The 21,526-nt window shown below is 69.0% G+C and carries 19 protein-coding genes; 8 read left to right on the plus strand and 11 right to left on the minus strand.

The window, feature by feature from the left end; all coding sequences use genetic code 11:
* Position 1 precedes the first annotated feature (1 nt).
* Together LYSCAS_RS15145 and LYSCAS_RS15150 are read right to left on the minus strand one after the other, a co-directional pair.
* A complete protein-coding gene (locus tag LYSCAS_RS15145) occupies positions 2-895 on the minus strand; it encodes a hypothetical protein (protein WP_213434878.1) in 894 nt (297 codons plus the stop codon).
* Between the two features lie 82 nt (positions 896-977).
* On the minus strand, positions 978-1,493 hold the full coding sequence (locus LYSCAS_RS15150) for a DUF4760 domain-containing protein (protein WP_213434879.1): 516 nt from the start codon (positions 1,491-1,493) through the stop codon (positions 978-980).
* 86 nt (positions 1,494-1,579) lie between these two features.
* On the opposite strand from LYSCAS_RS15150, the gene LYSCAS_RS15155 reads away from it, so the two are divergent.
* Entirely contained in the window at positions 1,580-1,873 is a 294-nt protein-coding gene (locus tag LYSCAS_RS15155; protein WP_213434880.1) for a hypothetical protein, read from the plus strand.
* Positions 1,870-2,226: a hypothetical protein gene (locus LYSCAS_RS15160; protein WP_213434881.1), complete on the plus strand. Its 357-nt coding sequence runs from the start codon at positions 1,870-1,872 to the stop codon at positions 2,224-2,226. Before LYSCAS_RS15155 ends, LYSCAS_RS15160 begins: the two co-directional genes overlap by 4 nt.
* Before the next feature lie 12 nt (positions 2,227-2,238).
* On the opposite strand, the gene LYSCAS_RS15165 is transcribed toward LYSCAS_RS15160, so the two are convergent.
* Together LYSCAS_RS15165 and LYSCAS_RS15170 are read right to left on the minus strand one after the other, a co-directional pair.
* Positions 2,239-2,649 carry a type II toxin-antitoxin system VapC family toxin gene (locus LYSCAS_RS15165; RefSeq protein WP_213434882.1) on the minus strand — a complete coding sequence of 137 codons (411 nt, stop codon included), beginning with the start codon at positions 2,647-2,649 and terminating at the stop codon, positions 2,239-2,241.
* Entirely contained in the window at positions 2,646-2,894 is a 249-nt protein-coding gene (locus LYSCAS_RS15170) for a FitA-like ribbon-helix-helix domain-containing protein (RefSeq protein ID WP_244858574.1), read from the minus strand. Before LYSCAS_RS15170 ends, LYSCAS_RS15165 begins: the two co-directional genes overlap by 4 nt.
* Positions 2,895-2,984: 90 nt before the next feature.
* Here LYSCAS_RS15170 and LYSCAS_RS15175 point away from each other — a divergent pair, with 90 nt between their 5' ends.
* Genes LYSCAS_RS15175 through LYSCAS_RS15200 form a run of 6 tightly spaced genes read left to right on the plus strand, consistent with a single transcriptional unit; the run spans position 2,985 to position 9,354 of the window.
* A complete protein-coding gene (locus tag LYSCAS_RS15175; protein WP_213434883.1) occupies positions 2,985-3,995 on the plus strand; it encodes an amidohydrolase family protein in 1,011 nt (336 codons plus the stop codon).
* A gap of 8 nt (positions 3,996-4,003) precedes the next feature.
* Positions 4,004-5,296 carry a kynureninase gene (gene kynU / locus LYSCAS_RS15180; protein WP_213434884.1) on the plus strand — a complete coding sequence of 431 codons (1,293 nt, stop codon included), beginning with the start codon at positions 4,004-4,006 and terminating at the stop codon, positions 5,294-5,296.
* Entirely contained in the window at positions 5,293-6,651 is a 1,359-nt protein-coding gene (locus LYSCAS_RS15185) for an FAD-dependent oxidoreductase (protein WP_213434885.1), read from the plus strand. The genes kynU and LYSCAS_RS15185 overlap by 4 nt, the downstream gene beginning before the upstream one ends.
* Before the next feature lie 14 nt (positions 6,652-6,665).
* A complete protein-coding gene (gene sbcB, locus LYSCAS_RS15190; RefSeq protein WP_213434886.1) occupies positions 6,666-8,108 on the plus strand; it encodes an exodeoxyribonuclease I in 1,443 nt (480 codons plus the stop codon).
* On the plus strand, positions 8,105-8,791 hold the full coding sequence (locus LYSCAS_RS15195; RefSeq protein ID WP_213434887.1) for a DUF2461 domain-containing protein: 687 nt from the start codon (positions 8,105-8,107) through the stop codon (positions 8,789-8,791). Before sbcB ends, LYSCAS_RS15195 begins: the two co-directional genes overlap by 4 nt.
* A gap of 2 nt (positions 8,792-8,793) precedes the next feature.
* Complete coding sequence (locus LYSCAS_RS15200) at positions 8,794-9,354, plus strand: DUF2939 domain-containing protein (RefSeq protein WP_213434888.1); 561 nt, start codon at positions 8,794-8,796, stop codon at positions 9,352-9,354.
* Here the strand turns inward: LYSCAS_RS15200 and LYSCAS_RS15205 are convergent.
* The 7 genes from LYSCAS_RS15205 to LYSCAS_RS15235 all read right to left on the minus strand — a co-directional run bounded on the left by LYSCAS_RS15205 (position 9,351) and on the right by LYSCAS_RS15235 (position 21,523).
* A complete protein-coding gene (locus tag LYSCAS_RS15205; RefSeq protein WP_213434889.1) occupies positions 9,351-10,565 on the minus strand; it encodes a hypothetical protein in 1,215 nt (404 codons plus the stop codon). The two genes, LYSCAS_RS15200 and LYSCAS_RS15205, sit on opposite strands and share 4 nt — an antisense overlap.
* On the minus strand, positions 10,565-12,946 hold the full coding sequence (locus LYSCAS_RS15210; protein WP_213434890.1) for a putative bifunctional diguanylate cyclase/phosphodiesterase: 2,382 nt from the start codon (positions 12,944-12,946) through the stop codon (positions 10,565-10,567). The genes LYSCAS_RS15205 and LYSCAS_RS15210 overlap by 1 nt, the downstream gene beginning before the upstream one ends.
* A 3-nt stretch (positions 12,947-12,949) precedes the next feature.
* Entirely contained in the window at positions 12,950-13,600 is a 651-nt protein-coding gene (locus LYSCAS_RS15215) for a carboxypeptidase regulatory-like domain-containing protein (protein ID WP_213434891.1), read from the minus strand.
* A gap of 123 nt (positions 13,601-13,723) precedes the next feature.
* Positions 13,724-14,635 carry a 5'-nucleotidase gene (locus tag LYSCAS_RS15220; protein ID WP_213434892.1) on the minus strand — a complete coding sequence of 304 codons (912 nt, stop codon included), beginning with the start codon at positions 14,633-14,635 and terminating at the stop codon, positions 13,724-13,726.
* A 1-nt stretch (position 14,636) separates the two neighbouring features.
* Entirely contained in the window at positions 14,637-15,419 is a 783-nt protein-coding gene (locus LYSCAS_RS15225; protein WP_213434893.1) for an NAD kinase, read from the minus strand.
* 32 nt (positions 15,420-15,451) lie between these two features.
* Entirely contained in the window at positions 15,452-16,324 is an 873-nt protein-coding gene (locus tag LYSCAS_RS15230) for an EamA family transporter (protein WP_213434894.1), read from the minus strand.
* A gap of 186 nt (positions 16,325-16,510) precedes the next feature.
* Positions 16,511-21,523 carry an NAD-glutamate dehydrogenase gene (locus LYSCAS_RS15235; RefSeq protein ID WP_213434895.1) on the minus strand — a complete coding sequence of 1,671 codons (5,013 nt, stop codon included), beginning with the start codon at positions 21,521-21,523 and terminating at the stop codon, positions 16,511-16,513.
* Positions 21,524-21,526 lie beyond the last annotated feature (3 nt).

Consider the following 21,526-nt stretch of genomic DNA (forward strand, 5'->3'; position numbering starts at 1 on the left):
CTCAGGCCGCGAGCGGTTGCGGCATGTTGCCGCTGTCGTCCACCGCGCAGACGTCGCGCCACATCCGGTAGGCGAAGGCGAACCACACCGCGTACATCACCACCATCGCCGCGAGATAGAACGCGCCAAGCACCACGACCAAGGCGACGGTGCCGAGCGCCTTCAAGGCCATGCCGAGCAGCGCGGCCACGACGCCGATGATCAGCGCGAGCACGATCCCCACCACCAGCACGCCGATCATCAGGATCCACAGCACGTGCAGGTTCTTCAGGCCGCCGGCGAAGCCGTCGGCCAACGCGCCAAGCACGCCGCGGCCGGCGATCGCGACCTGCGCGTAGCCGATCGCGGTCAGCGCCACGAACATCGGCGAGAACAGCACGAAGAGCGCGATGAACGCACCGAAGTGCGGCGGCAGCGCGGCGTGGCCGCCCGGATGCGCCTGTTGCGCCACCATCTGCTGCCACGCAGCGAACCACCCGCTGGCGCCCAGCACCAGCGCCACGACGAGGACCAGCGCGATGAAGACCACCAGGATCGCGACGGCAAACCCCACCAGCGGCCAGAACTGGTCCGCATGCCGGTACGGCGTGAACACATCGCGCGCCCGCACCGGGCGATCGTTGGCGATCGCATCCAGCACCTGGAGCATGCCGCCCTGCATCGGGGCGAGCGCCAGGCCTGCCAGCAGGGAAAACACCATCACGCCCATCATCACCGGGATGGACTGCTGGAACTGCAATTGCAACGGCAACGTGATCGCCGTGGGCAGCAGGGACAGCGCCAGGAAGAACCCGATGGCCCCGAACAGGGTCGCGGGTTTGCGGTCCAGCAAGCGCATGCCATCCACCAGCCAGCCATAGCCGGCGAGCGGCCTCGTCGTACGCGTCGTCATCATCGAAACTCCCCCGGAATCGTGCGGCGATTGGGCCATGCCCGGGGCGGGCGCGCAACCCGCCCACCGGGACGCCGGTCCGGTTTCAGCGCTTCCAGGGCGACCAGCCCGCATGCTTGATGTAGGCCGGCGCGTCTTCGTCCTTGTGCTTCGCACATTGCTGCGCGAGCCATTCGAACCACTCGGCCCACGAAGGTTGCGACTGCTCCGCGCGGATCTGCTGCAGCCACGGCCCGAGCTTGCGCCACATCACCACGATGATCCCGCCCGCCAGTTCCACCACCAGCGGGAACGGCGCGATGCGCTTGTACACCAGCACGCCGAGCGTTTCGAACGTGGTGCACACCAGCACGGCGGCGTATTCGGCCTCGAAGCCTTCGTCGCGCAAGCGTTCGGCCGACACCGCATCGGGCAGGCCGCGCAGGATCGTCAGCGCGCGCGCCAGTTCCGCGCCGATGAAGGTATGCATGACCTCGGCCGCCACCGCGTCGGCGCGCTGCTTCTTGTATTCAAAGAACTGCACCAGGCCGAACACGGCGCCGCCGATGAGCGTGACCGTGCCGGCCAGCTGGGCGATGTCGACGGCGGCGTGCAAGTCCATGCCGCAGGCAACGGCGGATTGCGGGCGGACCGGACGCTGGCTTTGCTATAAACGCCCACGACGGCCGGGCCGCCGGGGATCCCATCGTGCGCATGCTGCTGAAATGCCTTGCCGTCGCGGAAGCGACGTTGTGCATCCCTTGCGCGGTGCTGGCGGCGAAGGGCTTCGCCTTCGCCCGCGTGCCTCCGCCCGACGATCCTGACCCCAGCCGGAGCGGCTACCTGTATGCCGCGGGCCTGTTCGCAGGCCTGGCGGTGTTGTTCGCGATCGCCGCACGCCACCTGCATCGCACCCGGCGCATGAACCCATGGGTGCACCTGGCGCCGTGGGCGTTCTTCCTGCTCGCCTTCGGTGGCCTCCTGCTGGTGCGACCGGCATGAAGCTCGACCGCGCCACGCACGATCCCGCGGTCATCGCGGCATGGGCCGCGCGCGTTGCGCAGCGCGCACGCGGGATCGGCCGATTCCAGCATGGGTTGATGCTGGCCATGGCGCTGTCGGCGATGGCGGCGGTCTTGTTGCAGAGCGGGACGTGGGGCCGGGTTTTCGCGACCCTCTTCATCCCGCTCCTGGTCGCGCGGATCGTGGACCGGTTGACCCTGCTGTGTCCGCACTGCAATCGCCCGCCGATCGGCGTGCTGCAACGGGGCCCGCCCGAGGGCGTCGACTACTGCCAGCAATGCCACTACTGGCTCCGCAGTCCCTACGGCATCCATCGCCACGCACCGGACTGATCGCCTCGCCGCTCAACGCCAGGGATCCACCACCTCCAGCCCCAGCCCCGCGAAGTCGCGGACGTTGCGCGTGGCGAGCGTGGCGCCGGCGGCCAGGCACGTGGCGGCGATCATCGCGTCGGCGATCGCGAGCTTGCGGCCGCGCGATTCCTGCAACGCGGCGATGGCGGCGTAGTCCACCGCGGCGGCATCGTCGAACGGGAGCACCATCAGGTCTTCGTCGAAGGTCTGCGCCGCGGCGACTTCCAGGCCCGTGCGCCGTGCGCCCTTCGGCAATCGCGCGATGCCGCACAGCACTTCCGCAACGGTAATCGCGGTGACCACCACCGTCTCCGCAGGCTGCGCATCCACCCAGCGCAGCACGCGCGGTTCGGGTTTGGCGCGCATGAGCTCGGAGACGACGTTGGTGTCGAGCACGATCATGGCCGCAGCTTGGCAGCGCGCGTGCGCTCGCGCCGTGCCGGCGGTTCGAGATTCGCGCCACCCAGTTCCGCGAATCGTGCGTGGATGCGCTGGCCGAGCGGGGTTTTCGCCGAGGGCGTCCCGGTGAGCGCGCGCCGCAGGATCGCGCGCACTTCTTCTTCCATCGAATGGCCGTGCGCGGCGGCTTCCATGCGCAGGCGCGCCTTGAGATCGTCGGGCAGGTTGCGGACGGTGATCGTGCTCATGCGGGCCTCCGCTGGCAATGCTGTCGATGCCTGCAATGCTAGCAGCGCGACCGGGGCGTCGCCAAGGCCGCCTCGGGTATCGTATGCACCATGCTCAAGATCGATACCCACGCCCATTTCCTGCCGCGCGACTGGCCCGACCTCGCGGCCAAGTACGGCGACCTGCGCTTCCCCGTGATCCACCACGGCGACGACGGCCGCCATCGCATCTACAAGGACGGCAAGTTCTTCCGCGAGATCTGGCCGAAGACCTGGGACCCGCAGATCCGCCTGGACGACTACGCGCGCTTCGGCGTGCAGGTGCAGGTGATCAGCACGGTGCCGGTGATGTTCAGTTACTGGGCCAAGCCGCACCACGCGCTCGAACTGCACCAGTCGCTCAACGACCACACCGCGCAGGCGTGCCGCGACTTCCCGCGCCACTACGCCGGCATCGGCACGGTGCCGCTGCAGTCGCCGTCGCTGGCGGTGCGCGAACTCGAACGCTGCATGGACGAACTGGACCTGCAGGGCGTGCAGATCGGCTCGCACGTCAACGACTGGAACCTCGACGCGCCGGAACTGTTCGAGTTCTTCGAAGCGGCGAGCGAACTCGGCGCGGCGGTGCTCGTGCATCCGTGGGACATGATGGGCACCGACTCGATGCCGAAGTACTGGCTGCCGTGGCTCGTCGGCATGCCCGCCGAGCAATCGCGCGCCGCGTGCTGCCTGGTGTTCGGCGGCGTGCTGGAGCGCCTGCCCAACCTGAAGATCTGCCTCGCGCACGGCGGCGGCAGCTTCCCGTACACCATCGGCCGCATCGAGCACGGCTTCAACATGCGGCCGGACCTGGTGGCCACCGACAACTTCCGCAACCCGCGCGAATACCTCTCGCGCCTGTACTTCGATTCGTGGGTCGCCGATCCGCGCGCGCTGGAATACCTGATCGACACCTGCGGCGCGTCGCGCGTGATGCTGGGCACCGACTATCCCTTCCCGCTCGGCGAGCAGGAACCGGGCGCCGGCATCGCCGCGCTCGACCTTTCCGCAACGGACCAGGCGCGCCTCTACCACGGCACTGCGCTGGAATGGCTCGGCTTGCCTGCTTCACGCTTTGCTTGAGTGATTCGATGACCGATTCCCTGTTCGACCCCGCGCGCATCGCTGCGCTCGACGCCGCCGATCCGCTGCGCGGCTTCCGCGACGAATTCCACCTGCCGTTGCACGACGGCGCGCCCCAGGCCTACTTCTGCGGCAACTCGCTCGGCCTGCAGCCGAAGGGTGCGCGCGCCATGGTCGAGGAAGTCCTCGGCAAGTGGGCGCACGAAGCGGTGGAAGGCCATTTCCTCGAACCCGCGCCGTGGATGCCGTACCACGCGCTGGTGCGCGATGCGCTCGCGAACGTGGTCGGTGCCGAACCGTCGGAAGTCGTCGCGATGAATTCGCTGACGACCAACCTGCACCTGATGCTCGTCAGCTTCTATCGCCCCACGCACGAGCGGCCGGCGATCCTGATGGAAGCCGGCGCGTTCCCGTCCGATCGCCATGCGCTGGAATCGCAGGTGCGCTTCCACGGCTTCGATCCGGAAACCGACCTGATCGAACTGCGGCCGGACGAAGCCGACGGCACGATCTCGATGGATGCCATCGCCGCCGCGATCGCCGAACACGGCCACCGCCTGGCCGCGATCGTGTGGCCCGGCGTGCAGTACCGCACCGGGCAGGCGTTCGACCTGAAGGAAATCGCGCGGCTCGGCCATGCGGCCGGTGCGATCGTCGGCTTCGACCTCGCGCATGCGGTCGGCAACGTGCCGGTGCACCTCCACGACAGCGACGCGGACTTCGCGGTGTGGTGCCACTACAAGTACATGAATTCCGGGCCGGGCGCCGTCGCAGGATGCTTCGTGCATGCGCGGCATGCGCATACCGCGCGTCCGCGTTTCGCGGGCTGGTGGGGGCATGACCAGGCGTCGCGCTTCAAGATGGACGGCAAGTTCGTGGCCACGCCAGGGGCCGAAGGCTGGCAGTTGAGCAATCCGCCGATCCTCGGGCTGGCGCCGTTGCGTGCGTCGCTCGAGGTGTTCTCGCGGGCCGGGATGCCGGCGTTGCGTGCGCGTTCGCTGGAGCTCACCGCGTATCTCGAAGCGCTGATCCGCGCGCGCCTGGCCGACACGCTGCAGATCGTGACGCCGGGCGAACCCGAACGTCGCGGCGCACAGTTGTCGTTGCGCGTGTTGCAGGGTCGCGGGTTGACGGGCCGCGCCGCGGGCCGCGACCTGTTCGACTTCCTCGCCACGCGCGGCGTGATCGGCGACTGGCGCGAGCCGGATGTCATCCGCATCTCGCCGGCGCCGTTGTACAACAACCGCGCGGACATCCTGCGCTTCGCGACCGAAGTCGCCGCGTGGCGGGGCGCCGCATGACTCAGCGCCACCTCACCATCGTCGGCGCCGGCCTGGCCGGCGGCCTGCTCGCCACCCTGCTCGCGCAGCGCGGGTGGTCGGTGGATGTGTTCGAGCGGCGCGGCGATCCGCGCGTCCATGGTTACGCGGGCGGGCGGTCGATCAACCTCGCGCTTGCCGAACGCGGGCTGCATGCCTTGCGCGCCGCCGGCGCCGATGGTGCGGTGCTCGACAAGGCCGTGATGATGCGCGGCCGCATGGTGCACGCGGCCGACGGACACCAGCAGTTGCTGCGCTACGGCCGCGACGACTCCGAGGTGATCTGGTCCGTCAGCCGCGGCGAGCTCAACATCACGCTGCTCGATGCCGCCGAACGCGCGGGCGCCCGCCTGCATTTCGATCGCCGGCTCGAGAGCGTGGACTTCGATGCACGCCACGCGGTGTTCGTCGACGACACCAACGGCGCGTCGCACGACCACGCCTTCACCGCGCTCATCGGCGCCGACGGCGCGGGCTCTGCCCTGCGCACCGCGATGTCCGCGCACGCATCGCTCGGCGAACGCTTCGAAGGCCTCGGCCACGGCTACAAGGAACTCGAGATCCCGCCCGCGCCCGACGGCGGCTTCCGCATCGAACCGAACGCGTTGCACATCTGGCCGCGCGGCCGCTACATGTGCATCGCGCTGCCGAACGACGAGCGCACGTTCACCGTCACGCTGTTCCTGCCGAGCGCAGGCGACCCCTCGTTCGAAACCATTCGCACTGGCAGCGACGCCCGCGCGTTCTTCGAACGCGACTTCGCAGACGCGGTCCCGCTCATCCCGAACCTCGAACGCGACTTCGACCGCAACCCCATCGGCATCCTCGCCACGCTGTACCTCGACCGCTGGTGCCTGGACGATCGCGCCGTGCTGCTCGGCGATGCCGCGCACGCGATGGTGCCCTTCCACGGCCAGGGCATGAACTGCGCGTTCGAGGATTGCGTCGCGCTCGCCGATCACCTCGATCGCACCGAGGACCGCACGCAGGCTTTCGCCGACTTCGAAGCCGAACGCCTCCCCAACGCCCGCGCCATCCAGGCGATGGCGCTGGAGAACTACCTGGAGATGCGCGAACGCGTCGACGACGCGGACTTCCTGCTGCAACGCGACCTCGAACGCGAACTCGCCGACCGCCACCCCGACCGCTTCGTCCCGCGCTACGCGATGGTCACCTTCCGCCGCCTGCCCTACGCCACCGCGTTGGAACGTGGCCGCGTGCAACGCGCGCTCCTGGTCGAAGCGACGCAAGGCCGCGCGTCCCTCGCCGACGTGGACCGCGCGTGGCTGGATGCGGAAGTCCTCCGCCGCCTGCCGCCGCTCCCGGCCGAAACCTGAGCCCGCGCCGCCGCATGGCCGCCAGCTTCCTGTTCTACGACCTGGAAACCTTCGGCGCCGATCCGCGCACCACGCGGATCGCGCAGTTCGCCGCGCTGCGCACCGACGCCGAACTCAACGCGATCGACGAACCCATCAGCTTCTACGTGCAGCCGGCCGACGACCTGCTGCCCTCGCCCGTCGCCACGCTGATCACCGGCATCACGCCGCAGCATGCGTTGCGCGAAGGCGTGAACGAAGCGGCCGCGTTCGCGCGCATCTTCGAGGAGATGGCACGGCCGGAAACCTGCACGCTCGGCTACAACTCGCTGCGCTTCGACGATGAGTTCGTGCGCGCCGGCCTGTTCCGCAACTTCTACGATCCCTACGAACGCGAGTGGCGCAACGGCAACAGCCGCTGGGATTTGCTCGACGTGATGCGCCTGGCGCATGCGCTGCGGCCCGAGGGCCTCGAATGGCCGTTGCGCGACGATGGCTTCGTGTCGTTCCGCCTCGAACACCTCGCCACCGCCAACGGCGTGCGCGAAGGCGATGCGCATGAAGCCTTGTCGGACGTCGTCGCGCTCGTCGGGCTGGCGCGCCGGTTCCGCGCGGCGCAACCGCGCCTGTGGGATTACGCGCTGCGCCTGCGCGACAAGCGTTACGTCGCGCAGTTGCTCGATCCCGTGCGCATGCAACCGGTGCTGCACGTGTCGCAGCGTTTTCCGGCCAGTCGCCTGTGCAGCGCGCCCGTGCTGCCGATCGCGCGCCATCCGCAGATCGACAGCCGCGTGATCGTGTTCGACCTGGACCAGGATCCCGAGGCGCTGCTGACACTGGATCCCGAAGCGATCGCCGACCACCTCTACACGCCCGCCGCCGATTTGCCCGAAGGCGCAACGCGCGTCGCGCTGAAGGAAGTGCACGCCAACAAGTGCCCCGTGCTGGTGTCGTGGGAGCACCTGCGTCCGAACGACTTCGCGCGCCTGGCCATCGACCGCGCACGCAGCGAGGCGAACGCGCAGCGCCTGCGCGACGCCGGCCCCGCGCTCGCGGAGAAAGTGCGGCAGGTGTACGCCGCGTCGCGGTCGCGCGCGCCCTCCGACGTCGACGGCTCGCTCTACGACGGCTTCCTCGACGAAGGCGACAAGCGAAAGTTCCCCACCGTGCGCTCGCTGTCGCCGGCCTCGCTGGGCACGCATGACTTCGCGTTCCGCGATCCGCGCATGGCCGAACTGCTGTTCCGCTACCGCGCGCGCAACTGGCCCGGCTCGCTCGATGCCGGTGAACGCACGCGCTGGGACGACTATCGTCGCGACCGCTTGACGCGCGACACGGGACGCTCCGAGTACACCTTCGACACCTTCTTCGCGGAGATCGCCGCGTTGCGCACCCTGAACACCGAAGCCCCCGAGCGCCTGGCGCTGCTCGACGCCCTGGACGCCTGGGGCCGCGAACGCGGGCACGCCCTGGCATGAGCACGTATTTCACCGAAGCGACGTTCAAGTTCCTGCGCGGCCTGGCGCGCAACAACGAGCGCCCGTGGTTCCTCGCGCACAAGGCGCAGTACGACACTCACGTGCGCGCGCCGTTCCAGAAGCTGCTGCAGGACCTCGAACCGGCGCTGGCCGAAGTGAGCCTGCAGTACCGCGTGGACCCGCGCCCCGTCGGTGGTTCGCTGTACCGCATCCAGCGCGACACGCGGTTCGCCAACGACAAGACGCCGTACAAGACCTGGCAGGGCGCGCGGCTCACGCATGCGCGCGGGCGCCAGGTGGAAGCGCCGTTGTTCTACATGCACCTGCAGCCGGGCAACTGCTTCGTCGGCGCGGGGCTGTGGCATTCGCCCACGCCCATCCAGCGACAGGTGCGGCAGTTCATCGTCGACAACCCGGGCGGCTGGCAGCAGGCCGCGCATGCGCCCGCGTTCGAGAAGCGCTTCAGCCTCGACGACGACGACATGCTGGTGCGGATGCCGAAGGGCTATCCGGAAGACTTCCCGTACCGCGACGACCTGCGCCGCCGCAACTTCGTTGCGTTGCGCCCGCTCGACGATGCGACCATGCTCGGCCCGCGCTTGCGGCAGACCTTGTCCGCGGACCTCGCTGCACTGGGCCCGTTCGTCGATTACCTGTGCGCCGCGCTCGACCTGGAGTTTTGAGCATGAAGAAGTGGATCGCCCTCGTCCTCGCCCTCGTGCTGCTGCTCGGCGCGTACGTGGCCGCCGGCCCGTACATCACGATCCGCGCGATCCGCCAGGCGGTGCAGGCGCAGGACGCCGGCGAACTCGCCGAACAGGTCGACTTCCCCGCGGTGCGCGCGAGCCTGAAGGCGCAATTGATCGACGCCGTCGTGCGCAAGTCCGGCGCGGAGATGCAATCGAACGTGCTCGGCGCGATCACGCTCGGCCTGGTGAACGGCGTCGTCAATGGCGCGGTGGACGGCATGGTGAATCCCGCCGGCCTCGCCGCGGTGATGCAGGGCCGCCGCCTGTGGAAGAACACGCAGGACAGCGTGTCGCGCCCACCGCTGGACGCGAAGGGCGAACCGTTGCCGACGGCGCAGCCGCAGGATCCGCTGCACGACGCAAAGATGCGTTACGAATCGACCTCGCGCTTCACCGCGACGATCCATGACGACCAGGGCAAGCCGATCGTGTTCGTGCTGAAGCGGACGGGCTTGCGGTGGCGGTTGGCGGATATCCGGTTGCCGATCGACGACTAGAAGTACACCCGCACGGCCACCTGCACCTGCACGTCCACCTGCCGCGGCGCGAGGCCTTCCAGTGTCCGCTGGTCGCGCGTGCTGTCGATGCGCAGCGCTTCGCCGATCACGCGCACGCGTTCGCTCGGGCGCCAGTTGAGGGCGGCCGTGACGGCATTGCCATGTTCGCCCAGGAATCCCGGCGCGCCGTTCGCCGATTGCGCCAGCTGGAACAGGTCCACGCGCAGCACCGGCGTCCACGCGCCGTACTCGCGCGCGGCCAGCACGTAGCCTGCATTGAAATCGCTGTCGAGCACCATGTCGGGGGCAGGCGCAATGCGCGTCGTCCCGGTCATCGCCTGGCCGAGCAGCGTCCAATCGCCCACCCGGCGTTGCACGCCCGCGCTCCAGAAGCGCGTGTGCCAGCCGTACAGATCGCGGCCGGCGTAGTCGATCTCCTGGCTCGGATCGGTGCGGTTGTCGTAATACAGCACGCGCGCGCGGTCGTCTCCGGATTCGCGGCCGAGGACGATGTAACCGCCCACGCGATCATCGATCTCCGCGAACGGCTTGAACCACATCGGCGTCGGTGCATACACCATGCCTGCGTACACGTCGGGCTGGCGCACGCTGGCATCGAAACCGGACGTGAGATCGCCCATCGCCCACCCGCGCGAGGCCAGCAGTTCGCCGGCGGGATCGTTGCGGCCGAACACCGCCGCGCGCAGGTCCCACGTGCCCTGGTCGTCGCGGCGTTCGACGCGCAGTTCGCCGCCGAACACGCGCAACTCCTCGCCCACCCAGCTGTTCACCGCCGACGGCGTGATCGTCCACGGACTCGTCCAGCCGACGCCGTCGTTCTCCAGCGAAACCGGCGGGAAGAACATGCCGGCGGTGAACGACCACCGCCACGGCGTCGTAGATACCGGGCGATAGCGCACCCAGGCATCGAGCACATCGGCCTCGTGGCGCATGTCGGGCACGACCTGCGCCGAGGCGGACACAAGCCATGCGGGCGTCGCCTGCCAGTTCACCGCGAGCGCGCCGTTGCCGCCGAACGCATCGTTGCCGTCGCCGAAGCGCGTCTTGCCGAGGCCGCCGTCGCGCCAGCTGCGTTCGTCGGCCGGTGCGTTCGCGCGCGCTTCGAGGAAGCCGCGCACTTCGAAGGTCTGCGCACGCGCGGCCGGCATCGCGGCTGCGATGCACACCGCCAGCAGGGCGCGCCGCCGCATCAGGCCTCCACGTCCGTCAATGCCGCACGTTGCTTCGCGACGAACGCATCGAATGCATCCTCCGCCAGCGGCCGCGCGACGAAGTAGCCCTGCGCGTGATCGCAGCCGAGGTCGCGCAGCGCATCGAGCGCGCGCGGATCCTCCACGCCCTCGGCTGTCACGCGATACCCGAGGTGATGGCCGAGGTCGATGATCGAACGCACGATCGCGCGGTCTTCCGGCGACTGGCCCAGGTGCGCGATGAAGGTGCGGTCGATCTTCAGTTCGCGCACCGGCAGCTTGCGCAGGTACGCGAACGACGACTGGCCGACGCCGAAGTCGTCGATCGCCAATTCGATGCCCTGGTCGGCGAGGCGGCGCAGCACCGCGATCGCGGTGTCGGGCTTGCCCATGATCGCGCTCTCGGTGATCTCCAGCACGATGCGCTGCGGCGACACGCCATGCGCCGACAACAGCCCGGCGACGCGGCGCGGCAGGTCGACGTCGTCGAGATCGCGCGCGGACACGTTCAGCGCCAGGCGCAGGTCGCGGCCCTGCGATTGCCAGCGTCCCGCCTGTTCGATGCCCGCCGCCAGAACCCAGCGCGTGAGGCGGCGGATGTTGCCGGTTTCCTCGGCGAGCGCGATGAACGCTTCGGGCGCCAGCGGGCCTGCGACCGGATGGCGCCAGCGCAACAGGCCTTCGGCGCCGTCGATGCGGCCGCTCGGCAGGTGCAGTTTCGGTTGGTACACGAGTGCCAGGCCCGTGTCGTCGCCCTGTTTTTCGAGCGCATGGCGCAGGTCGCCCATCAGCGACAGGCGTGCAGGGCGATGCGGGTCGGTCGCCGGATCGTAGACCGCGACGGGCTCTTCGCTGCCCAGCGCCGCGAGCAACGCGACTTCCGCGCGCCGCAGCAAGGTGATCGCTTCGGCGCCATGCATCGGCGACAGCGCGATGCCGACCGCGGGCGCGAGGTCGAGCGTGAATTCCGCTTCGCGATAGGGCTCGGACAACACTTCGACGAACCGCAGCGCGATGCGCGCCGCTTCGCCGCGCGTGGCCGCGGGCAGGAACACCGAGAACTCGCTGTCGGTCGCGCGCGCGACGAGGCCCTCGCCCGCGTTCGGCAACAACCGTGCGGCCGCATCGCGCATCAGGCGGTCGCTGACGACGTGCCCCATCGTGTTGATGATCTCCGGCAGGCGTGCGAGGCCGATCATCAGCAGCGCCGAACGCGCACCGGCGCCGGCATCGAGCGTGCGCTGGATGGCGGCTTCGGCGGCCACGCGGTTCGGCAAGCCGGTGACCAGGTCGTGCCCGGCCTGGTGGCGGATGTGCGCTTCGCGTTCGCGCACCGCGTGCACCATGTGGGCGAACGCACCGGCGAGCTGGCCGATTTCGTCGCGGCGTTCCTGCATCGGCGGCAAGGTGTCGTCGCCGGCGGCCACGCGGCGCGCGGCATCGGCGAGCGCTTCCACCGGGCGCGACACGCCGCGCGCGATCAGCCACGCGCCAAACAATCCGACCAGCAACCCGAACCCGAGCAACCCTGCCCACGCCGCACCGACCGAACGATACGGCTGCAGCGCCGCGTCGACGGAATAGCCCAGCACCGCCGCGACGGGCGCGCTCTGTTTCGAATGCGACAACCACACGGCCTGCGCCACGTATTCGCGGCCGTCGACGTCGACGACTTCCGGGCGCGTCGGCAACGTCGCGCGTTGCCCGCCCAAGACCGGCGACAGGAACACGCCCTGCCCCGCGTTCGCATCGCCATCGGCGGCGCCGCGCGCCAGCACGCGCCACCCGCCGCCCGGCGCGGGCGAGGCGAGTTCGATGCGTTTCGGCAACGCCGATTGCCGCTGCAACCGCGTGAGCAACGAATCATCGACCGGGATCGCCGCCGCGATGAACCCGATCAGGTCCGGCGCCGACACCGGCACCACGACCACCCAGTACGCGCGCCCGTCCCACGCGGCGATGGCGGACGCGGGCTGCTCCGGCGCGCGCGCGACGAGATCGGTGAACGGGAAACGCGCGCCGGCCGCGATCTTCCCGGCGGTGTCGTCTTCCACGCGCCCGTCGACATCGAGCAGCAGCATGCGCGTCGCGCCGACGCGCCGTCCGTGGTTGCGCAGGGCGGAGAGCACGGTGGCGTTGTCGCGTTGCGCGATCGCCGAACGCAGCGCGAAGTCCAGCGCGAGCACCTGCACGCTCGACGCAACGCGCCCCGACAGGTCATCGAGCTGTCGTGCGAACGCCCCCGCCGCGACATCGAGCTGCCGCTGCCCTTCGCCGATCAGCTCGCTGCGCGTGACGCGATACACCAGCACCGCCGTGAGTCCCTGCACCACCACCAGGGTGATGACGAAGAAGGACGCGAGGCGGAAGCGGAAGCCCATGGGTCAGTAGTGCGTGTGTTCGCGGTCGAACTGGCGGCGCGGATCGGGCCGCAGCGTGAGCGGGAACGCGAGCGACTGCGCTTCGCCGCCGGCGATCGTGACCGCTTTCTGGCGCAGGTCGGGCCGGCCCGGCGGCAGCCGCGGCTGCCACACGCGCACGTCGTAGGTGCCGGCGGGCAGCGCGTCGAACGCCACGCGCCCGCGCGCATCGGTGCGCGCCGCGAACGGCGCATCGGTGACGTAGAGGTAACTGATCATCCCGTCGTGGATGTTGCAGCCCACCGCGACGATGCCCGTCTTGTCGAACACCAGCGGCGTCGACCGCGCGCCCGGCACGACGACGAACTCGAAGGCCTTCACCGGCGAGAACGAATACACGTGGTGCTGCGTGGCGTCGCTGTTGTGGAAGACGACGCTGTCGCCCGGCCGCAGCACTTCGACGAAGGGCATGAAGGTCAGCGACTTCTGGTCGATGGTGCGGGTGGCGGGTGCCGTGCGGACGGCCGGCGCGGCGGGGCCGATCACGGTCACGACCGCATCGGCGACCGGTCGGCCGGCCTGGTCGGTGACCGCCACGGACAACGTGCCGGCCCGCGCGAGCGGTGCCAGCGCGAGCCATGCGGCCGCGAGCACGAGTCCTCCCAATCGCCGCATGCCGCTCCCCCGTGGCGTCGATGCAGGTTCCCCGGGCGGAGCGTATCACCGGGTTGCGCAGGGATGGCAAGGGGCCCCGCGCGATGACGGGCGGCGGCTGGACCGGTCAGGCCGGCGGCGCGGTCAGGATTCGTTCGACACGCCGTGCGGCACGTGCCCCGCCGCCACGATGTGCTTCCGCGCCGAGTCGATGTTGTGCGAGGAGTCGTCGAAGAAGATGTCGGCGCCGAAGGTCTCGAGGAACGGACCCTTCGGCCGCCCGCCGAGGAACAGCGCTTCGTCCAGCCGCACGTCCCACTCGCGCAGCGTGCGGATCACGCGTTCGTGCGCCGGGGCGCTGCGCGCGGTGACCAGCGCGGTGCGGATCGGCGCGTCCTCGCCGACGGGGAACGCGGCCTGCAAGCGATGCAGCGCATCCAGGAACCCGCGGAACGGGCCGCCCGACAGGGGCTCGCGCGCGTTCGCGGTTTCGTGGTCGTGGAAGGCCGCCAGGCCTTGTTCCTGCGACAGGCGCTCGCCTTCGTCGCCGAAGATCACCGCGTCGCCGTCGAAGGCGATGCGCAACTGGTCGTGCTGCTGCGCCGGTGCGTGCGCGGGCAGGATCGTCGCGGCGGCCACGCCGTGTTCGAGCGCGCGGCGCACGGATTCGGGATTGGCCGACAGGAACAGGTGCGCGCCGAACGGGCGGATGTACGGCCACGTCGGCGCGCCGGAAGTGAAGGTCGCGCGCGAGATCGCGAGCTTGTGGTGGTGGATCGAATTGAAGATGCGCAGGCCGGTATCGGACGAATTGCGCGAGAGCAGGATCACCTCGACGCGCGGCGTGTCTTCCGGGGTGCCTGCGTTGAGCGCCAGCAGCTTGCGCACCAGCGGGAAGGCGATGCCGGGCGCGAGCGGTGCGTCTTCGTTCTCGCGCTGGTGCGCCTGGTAGGCGTCCACGCCTTCGCGCTCGTACAGGTCGTGGCTGTGCTCGAGGTTGAACAGCGCGCGCGAGGTGATCGCGACGGTCAGCGGCGGATGGACGACGTCCCCCATGTCACACCACGAACTGTTCGCTGAGGATCCGTTCTTCCAGGTTGTGCTCCGGGTCGAACAGCAGCGTGACCGTGCGTTCGCTGGATTCGCGGATGCTCACTTCGACGACGTCGCGCACTTCGTGCGAATCGGCGGTGACGCTGACGGGGCGCTTGTACGGATCGAGCACGCGGAAGCGCACTTCGGTGTCGGCCTTCAGCAGTGCACCGCGCCAGCGCCGCGGGCGGAACGGTGCGATCGGCGTCAGCGCGATCACGCCCGAGCCCAGCGGCAGGATCGGGCCGTGCGCGGAATAGTTGTAGGCGGTGCTGCCCGCCGCGGTGGCGACCAGCACGCCGTCGCACACCAGTTCGTCCAGGCGCGGCTTGCCGTTGAGCACGATGGCCAGGTGCGCCGCCTGGCGCGTCTGGCGCAGCAGCGAGACTTCGTTGTACGCCAGCGAGCCGACGCTGGTGCCGGATTCGGTCTGCGCCAGCATTTCCAGCGGGCGCAGCACGGCAGGTTCGGCCGCGGCGATGCGCGCAAGCAACGCATCGCCGGACGAGGCGTCCTCGCGATGGTGGTTCATCAGGAACCCGAGCGTGCCCAGCTTCATGCCGAACACGGGCTTGCCGAGCCCGCCGTGGCGATGCAGCGTCTGCAGCATGAATCCGTCTCCGCCGAGCGGCACGAGCACGTCGGCGTCTTCCGGTGCGTGCTGCCCATGCAGCGCGACGAGCGCATCGAGCGATCGCTGCGCTTCGTCGGCGGGACTGGCGAGGAATGCGAGGCGGGGTCCGGTCATGCGGGCGAGGATAACCCTTCCCGCCCGCCCGATCATGCAGGCTGCCGGAGGCGTCCCGCCAGCAGGAACAGCGCGATGCCGACCAACACCACGCCGACGGCGCACCACGTTGCAGGCGAAAGATGCTCGTCGAACACCCACCACGACGTCACCAGCCCCGAGACGGGCACGAGCAACGACAACGGCGCCACCGTGGCCGCCGGATAGCGCTTCATCAGCGTGTTCCAGACCCAGTAGCCGAACAACGTCGTGACCCACGCCTGGAACAGCACCGAGAAGATCGCGCGGCCGTCCAGGCGATCGCCGAGCGCGACGAATGGCGCGGAACCCTGCGACCACCAGGCAAGTACCAGCAGGGCGGGTGCGGAGAACACGCTCGACCACGCAACAAACGCCAGCATGTCGGCGGGCCGATGGCGTTTCACCAGCAGGTTGCACAGGCTCCAGCACACCGCGGCGAACAGCACGAGTGCAATCCCGACGCGGGTCCCGGACGCCTCCGTGCTGGCGATCATCGCGCTCAGCCCCGTCGTCGCGACCACCATCCCTGCCCATTGCCAGCGTCCCAGCCGCTCGCGGAAGACCCATGCACTCAGCACGATCGTGAAGAAGGCACTGAATTGCAGGACGAGGGACGACAGCCCCGGCGACATGCCCTGCGCCATCGCAACGTTGACCACCCACCACAGGCCGACGCCGAACAGCAGGCCGTAGGCCGCCAACACCGGCAATCCAATGTTGGCGGGCCGACGAACGAAGAGCACCAGCGGCAACGCGGTGAACGTGAATCGCAACGCCGCGAGCAGGAATGGGTCGAGGGACTGCAAGCCCACGCCGATGACGGAAAAGTTGCTGCCCCAGAGGATCGTGACGAGGATGCCCAGGGCGCGATCGATGGGCTTCATCTCGCGCGGCAACTTTTCATGGGTGCGTGCACCGTTTTACGTAACACTCGGAGCGGTGCATGTTCTGCCGCGACGTCGCGGCTCGTACAGGGCCGAATCCAGAAATGCGACGCATCCACTGCGCATTTGGCGAATTCTTATCTTGGAGGAAGCGACGGGCGTTGCGCCCGTCGCCCCGTGTTGCCATCAGCCGCGCGAAGCCAGCTGCTGCAGGCGCTGCACCGCGACCGAGGCGGTCGGATAGTCCAGCGTCTTCTGCGCCGCGAGCTCGTTGAGCATCGACAGGGTGAAGCGCAGCGAGGCGTCGTCGCGCTCCAGCCAGTGGCGCACCTTCGCATCCGGCGTCGCGCCCGGCATCGTCAGCACCTGGCCGACGAGGATGCGCTGCTGCTGGCCCAGTTCCTCGCGCAGCACGCCGCGCGCCACCGCATGCCAGCGGCCATCGACGGTGAGCGCATCGATCTGCTGCAACAGCCACGGCAGGCGCAGCGCGTCGCCGAGGCGGAAGTGCACCTTCGCCACGTCCACCGGCTTGAGCTTGCGCTCGCGCGCCAGTTCGATGATGTCGGGCGTGGGTTCCAGGTACGGCAGCGCGGCCAGCTGGTCGGCGAGCGCGGCCGGCAAGCCCTTCGCCTGCCATTCCAGGATGCTCGCCTCGTACGCGGGACGCTGCGGATCCGGGAGGATGCGCTCGCCCGCGCGGATGTCGCGCACGCCGTCGTGGTAGCGGCCCACCGCGGTCGCGATGTCCGGGATCGCACCGGGGCGCGAGAGCAGCCAGCGCGTGAACGCGCGTTGCAGGTTCCAGATCACCTGCAGCGCATCGACCTGCACCGACTCCGGCACCTTGCCGCCGAGCGCATCGATCTGCGCCCACATCTCGCGCGCATCCAGCGCTTCGCGCGTGATGGTGAAGGCCTTGGCGATCTCCGCCGGCGAACGCCCGCTGTCTTCCTGCATGCGCAGGGTGAACGTGGCGCCCATGCGGTTGACCATCGAGTTGGTCACCGCGGTGGCGATGATCTCGCGCTTCAGGCGATGGTCTTCCATGCCCTTGGCGTACTTGTCCTGCAGGGGCTTCGGGAAGTAACGCACCAGTTCCTTCGACAGGTACGCGTCTTCCGGCACGTCGGAGTTGAGCAGCTGCGGATACAGCACGAGCTTGGAGTACGACAGCAGCACCGCCAGCTCCGGACGCGTCAGGCCCTGGCCGCGCGCCTTGCGCTCGGCGATCTCCTTGTCGGTCGGCAGGAACTCGATCTGGCGATCCAGCAGGCCCTGCGATTCCAGCGTGCGGATGAAGTGCTGCTTGGAGCCCATGCGCGTCAGGCTCATGCGCTCCATCAGGCTGAGCGCCTGGTTCTGGCGGTAGTTGTCGTTGAGCACCAGCAGGCCGACTTCGTCGGTCATCTGCGCCAGCAACGTGTTGCGCGCCTCGTACGTGAGCTTCTTCTTCTGCACCTGCGCATTGAGCAGGATCTTGATGTTGACCTCGTGGTCGGACGTGTCCACGCCCGCCGAGTTGTCGATGAAGTCGGTGTTGAGCAGCACGCCGTGCTGCGCCGCTTCCACGCGGCCCAGTTGCGTCATGCCCAGGTTGCCGCCCTCGCCCACCATCTTGCAGCGCAACTGTTCGCCGTTGACGCGCAGCAGGTTGTTGGCGCGGTCGCCGACGTCGGCATTGGACTCGCTCGACGCCTTGACGTAGGTGCCGATGCCGCCGTTCCACAGCAGGTCGACCGGCGCCTTGAGGATCGCCGACATCAGGTCATTCGGGCTGAGCGAAGTCGCATCGCCTTCGATGCCGAGCGCCGCGCGGATTTCCGGCGACACCGGGATCGATTTCGCGCTGCGCGGATACACGCCGCCGCCCTTGCTGATCAGCGCCTTGTCGTAGTCGTCCCAGCTCGAACGCGGGAGCTTGAACACGCGCTCGCGTTCCTTGAACGTCTTCGCCGCATCCGGATTGGGGTCCAGGAAAATGTGGCGGTGGTCGAACGCGGCCACCAGGCGGATGTGCTTCGACAGCAGCATGCCGTTGCCGAACACGTCGCCCGACATGTCGCCGATGCCCACGCACGTGAAGTCCTGCGTCTGGCAGTCGCGGCCCATGGCGTTGAAGTGGCGCTTCACCGATTCCCACGCACCGCGCGCGGTGATGCCCATGCCCTTGTGGTCGTAACCGACCGAGCCGCCGGAGGCGAAGGCGTCGTCCAGCCAGAAGCCGTGCGCGCGCGCGATCCCGTTGGCGATGTCGGAGAACGTGGCCGTGCCCTTGTCCGCCGCGACGACCAGGTACGGATCGTCCGCATCGTGGCGCACCACGTTGTCGGGATGCAGGATCTTGCCGTCCGGCGCGAGGTTGTCGGTGACGTCCAGCAGGCCGTTGATGAAACGCTTGTAGCAGGCCTGTCCTTCGGCGAACCATGCATCGCGGTTGGTCGCCGGGTCCGGCAGTTGCTTGCAGTAGAAGCCGCCCTTCGAACCCACCGGCACGATGACGGTGTTCTTCACCATCTGCGCCTTCACCAGGCCCAGGACTTCGGTGCGGAAGTCTTCGCGGCGATCCGACCAGCGCAGGCCGCCGCGCGCCACCGGGCCGAAGCGCAGGTGGATGCCTTCCACGCGCGGGCCATAGACGAAGATCTCGCGGTACGGGCGCGGCTTCGGCAGGTCCGGCACCTGCGCCGAATCGAGCTTGAAGGCGACGTAGTCGGCCGGGCCGCCGTCCTTGCGCAGGCCGTCCTTGTACTGGATGTAGTAGCTGGTGCGCAGCGTGGCGTCGATGACGCCGATGAAGCTGCGCAGGATGCGGTCGTCGTCGAGGCTGGACACGCGGTCCATCAGACCGATCAGCGCCGCGTGCGTGGCGTCGACCTGCTGCTCGCGCGTGCCGGCGCGGGCTTCGATCACCGGCTGCACGGCGTTGAGCGCGGCGGCGTCGTTGGCGAGCAACGCCTGCAGCTGCGCGCCGAAGCGTTCCATGCCCTGCTTGATCGCGGCCTTGGATTCCTTGCCCGTCGCCGGATCGAAGCGCGCTTCGAACAGTTCGACCAGCAGGCGCACCAGCAGCGGATAACGCGTGAACGTGGCTTCGACGTACGCCTGCGAGAACGGCACGCCGATCTGCAGCAGGTACTTCGAATAGCCGCGCAGCATCGCGACCTGGCGCCAGGACAGGCCGGCCAGCAGCACGAGGCGGTTGAAGCCGTCGTTCTCCGCTTCGCCGCGCCAGATGCGCGCGAAGGCTTCCTCGAAGTTCTCGTCGAGGCGATCGATGTCGAGGTCGGCCTGCGTGGCTTCGACCTCGAAGTCCTGGATGTAGGCGACGCGGCCGTCGGCTTCGATGCGGTACGGGTGTTCGGAAATCACGCGCAGGCCCATGTTCTCCATCATCGGGAGCGCATCGGACAGCGGGATGTCGTCGTTGAGGCGGTAGAACTTGAAGCGCAGGCCGCCGTTGCGCGAGCGGTACAGCGACAGGCGCAGGTCGTCGGCACCGGCCAGCGCGGCCAGGTGCTCGACGTCGTCGGCCGCCACTTCGGGGCTGACGTCTTCGATGTAGCCGGTGGGCAGCGCGCGGGCGTAGCGCGTGGCGAGCTTGAGGCCCATTTCCTCGCCGTGGCGCCTGGCCAGCGTGTCGCCGAGTTCGTCCTGCCAGTCGCGCACGATGTGGGCGAGGTCGGCTTCCAGCTTCGCCTCGTCGATCACCGGCTTGGAGCCCGGGCGCGGACGCACGATGAGGTGCAGCTGCGCGAGCGCCGATTCGCCGATGTGCACGGTGCTGTCGATGTGCTCGCCGTCGAGTTCGCGCTTGAGCAGCGCTTCGATGCGATGGCGCATCTGCGTGTCGTGGCGGTCGCGCGGCACGTACACCAGCACCGAATAGAACCGCCCGTAGCGGTCGCGGCGCAGGAACAGCTTGCTGCGCACGCGCTCCTGCAGGCCCAGGATGCCGATCGCCGTGGAGTACAGCTCGTTCTCGGTGGACTGGAACAGCTCGTCGCGCGGCAGCGTTTCCATGATGTGGCGCAGCGCCTTGCCGCTGTGGCTGGCCGGGCGCAGGCCCGATTCGCGCATCACGTGTTCGTAGCGCTCGCGCACCAGCGGGATGTCCCACGGGCGGCGGTTGTACGCGCTGGAGGTGTACAGGCCGAGGAAGCGCTGTTCGCGGATCGGCTGGCCCTTCGCGTCGAACGCGAGCACGCCGATGTAATCCATGTAGCCCGGGCGATGCACGGTGGCACGCGCGTTGGTCTTGGTGAGGATGAGCGCATCGACGGCGCCGGACTGCGGCATGTAATGCGCGGCCAGCGAGGTGAGCGGGCGCGGCGCGCCGGCGTCCTTGCCGCGCAGCAGGCCCAGGCCCGACTCCGGATGCGCGACCAGCACCTGGTCCTTGCCCTGCTTCTCCACCGTGTATTCGCGGTAGCCGAAGAAGGTGAAATGGTTGTCGGCGGCCCAGCGCAGGAATTCCTGCGCCTCGGCGCGGCCGGCGTCGGACACCGGGATGCGGTGCGACGGCAGTTCCTCGGCGACTTCGAGCATGCGCGTACGCATCTCTTCCCAGTCGGACACGATCGCGCGCACGTCGGCCAGCACGGCCTGCACGCGCTTTTCGATCTTCGCCATCGCCGCCTGCGGCTGGCGGTCGATCTCGATGTGGATGAAGGACTCGTTGGTGCCCTCGCCCACGCCGGTGAGCTTGCCGGCGCGGTCGCGCTGCAGCAGCACCACCGGATGGCCGAGCACGTGCACGCCGATGCCCATCTCGGCGAGCGCCATCGTCACCGAGTCGACGAGGAAGGGCATGTCGTCGTTGAGGATCTGCAGCACGGTGTGCGGCGATTCCCAACCGTTGTCCTTCATCGTGGTGTTGAACAGGCGGACGTTGGCCTTGCCCGGCTTGCGCGTGGCGGCGAAGTCGAGGATGCCCGCGGCCAGCGCGGCCCAGCCTTCGGCGCCGTGCTCGACGTATTCGTCGCGGGTCATGCGCGCATAGAAGCTGCGCGCGAACGCTTCGGCTTCCGCCGCGCGTGCCTTCGGCACGCGCTTGCGGATCGCCTCCAGCACCGGCGAGAGATCGAAGCGCGCGACGGCGACGTCGCGGCCCGGGGTGGCCACTTGGGTTTTCGCAATCGTCGTCTTGGCGGAGGTCGCTTTCTTGGCGGCCTGGACGGACTTGGGACGGGTGCTCATGGG

The organism is Noviluteimonas caseinilytica (assembly GCF_018406605.1).
GTDB lineage: Bacteria > Pseudomonadota > Gammaproteobacteria > Xanthomonadales > Xanthomonadaceae > Noviluteimonas > Noviluteimonas caseinilytica.

Coding starts and splice junctions, on each gene's coding strand:
- LYSCAS_RS15215 (WP_213434891.1), bottom strand. CDS start 13,600: ATGCGGCGATTGGGAGGACTCGTGCTCGCGGCCGCATGGCTCGCGCTG.
- kynU (WP_213434884.1), top strand. CDS start 4,004: ATGACCGATTCCCTGTTCGACCCCGCGCGCATCGCTGCGCTCGACGCC.
- LYSCAS_RS15195 (WP_213434887.1), top strand. CDS start 8,105: ATGAGCACGTATTTCACCGAAGCGACGTTCAAGTTCCTGCGCGGCCTG.
- sbcB (WP_213434886.1), top strand. CDS start 6,666: ATGGCCGCCAGCTTCCTGTTCTACGACCTGGAAACCTTCGGCGCCGAT.
- LYSCAS_RS15205 (WP_213434889.1), bottom strand. CDS start 10,565: ATGCGGCGGCGCGCCCTGCTGGCGGTGTGCATCGCAGCCGCGATGCCG.
- LYSCAS_RS15210 (WP_213434890.1), bottom strand. CDS start 12,946: ATGGGCTTCCGCTTCCGCCTCGCGTCCTTCTTCGTCATCACCCTGGTG.
- LYSCAS_RS15170 (WP_244858574.1), bottom strand. CDS start 2,894: ATGAGCACGATCACCGTCCGCAACCTGCCCGACGATCTCAAGGCGCGC.
- LYSCAS_RS15175 (WP_213434883.1), top strand. CDS start 2,985: ATGCTCAAGATCGATACCCACGCCCATTTCCTGCCGCGCGACTGGCCC.
- LYSCAS_RS15150 (WP_213434879.1), bottom strand. CDS start 1,493: ATGGACTTGCACGCCGCCGTCGACATCGCCCAGCTGGCCGGCACGGTC.
- LYSCAS_RS15235 (WP_213434895.1), bottom strand. CDS start 21,523: ATGAGCACCCGTCCCAAGTCCGTCCAGGCCGCCAAGAAAGCGACCTCC.
- LYSCAS_RS15200 (WP_213434888.1), top strand. CDS start 8,794: ATGAAGAAGTGGATCGCCCTCGTCCTCGCCCTCGTGCTGCTGCTCGGC.
- LYSCAS_RS15225 (WP_213434893.1), bottom strand. CDS start 15,419: ATGACCGGACCCCGCCTCGCATTCCTCGCCAGTCCCGCCGACGAAGCG.
- LYSCAS_RS15220 (WP_213434892.1), bottom strand. CDS start 14,635: ATGGGGGACGTCGTCCATCCGCCGCTGACCGTCGCGATCACCTCGCGC.
- LYSCAS_RS15185 (WP_213434885.1), top strand. CDS start 5,293: ATGACTCAGCGCCACCTCACCATCGTCGGCGCCGGCCTGGCCGGCGGC.
- LYSCAS_RS15165 (WP_213434882.1), bottom strand. CDS start 2,649: ATGATCGTGCTCGACACCAACGTCGTCTCCGAGCTCATGCGCGCCAAA.
- LYSCAS_RS15230 (WP_213434894.1), bottom strand. CDS start 16,324: ATGAAGCCCATCGATCGCGCCCTGGGCATCCTCGTCACGATCCTCTGG.
- LYSCAS_RS15145 (WP_213434878.1), bottom strand. CDS start 895: ATGATGACGACGCGTACGACGAGGCCGCTCGCCGGCTATGGCTGGCTG.
- LYSCAS_RS15160 (WP_213434881.1), top strand. CDS start 1,870: ATGAAGCTCGACCGCGCCACGCACGATCCCGCGGTCATCGCGGCATGG.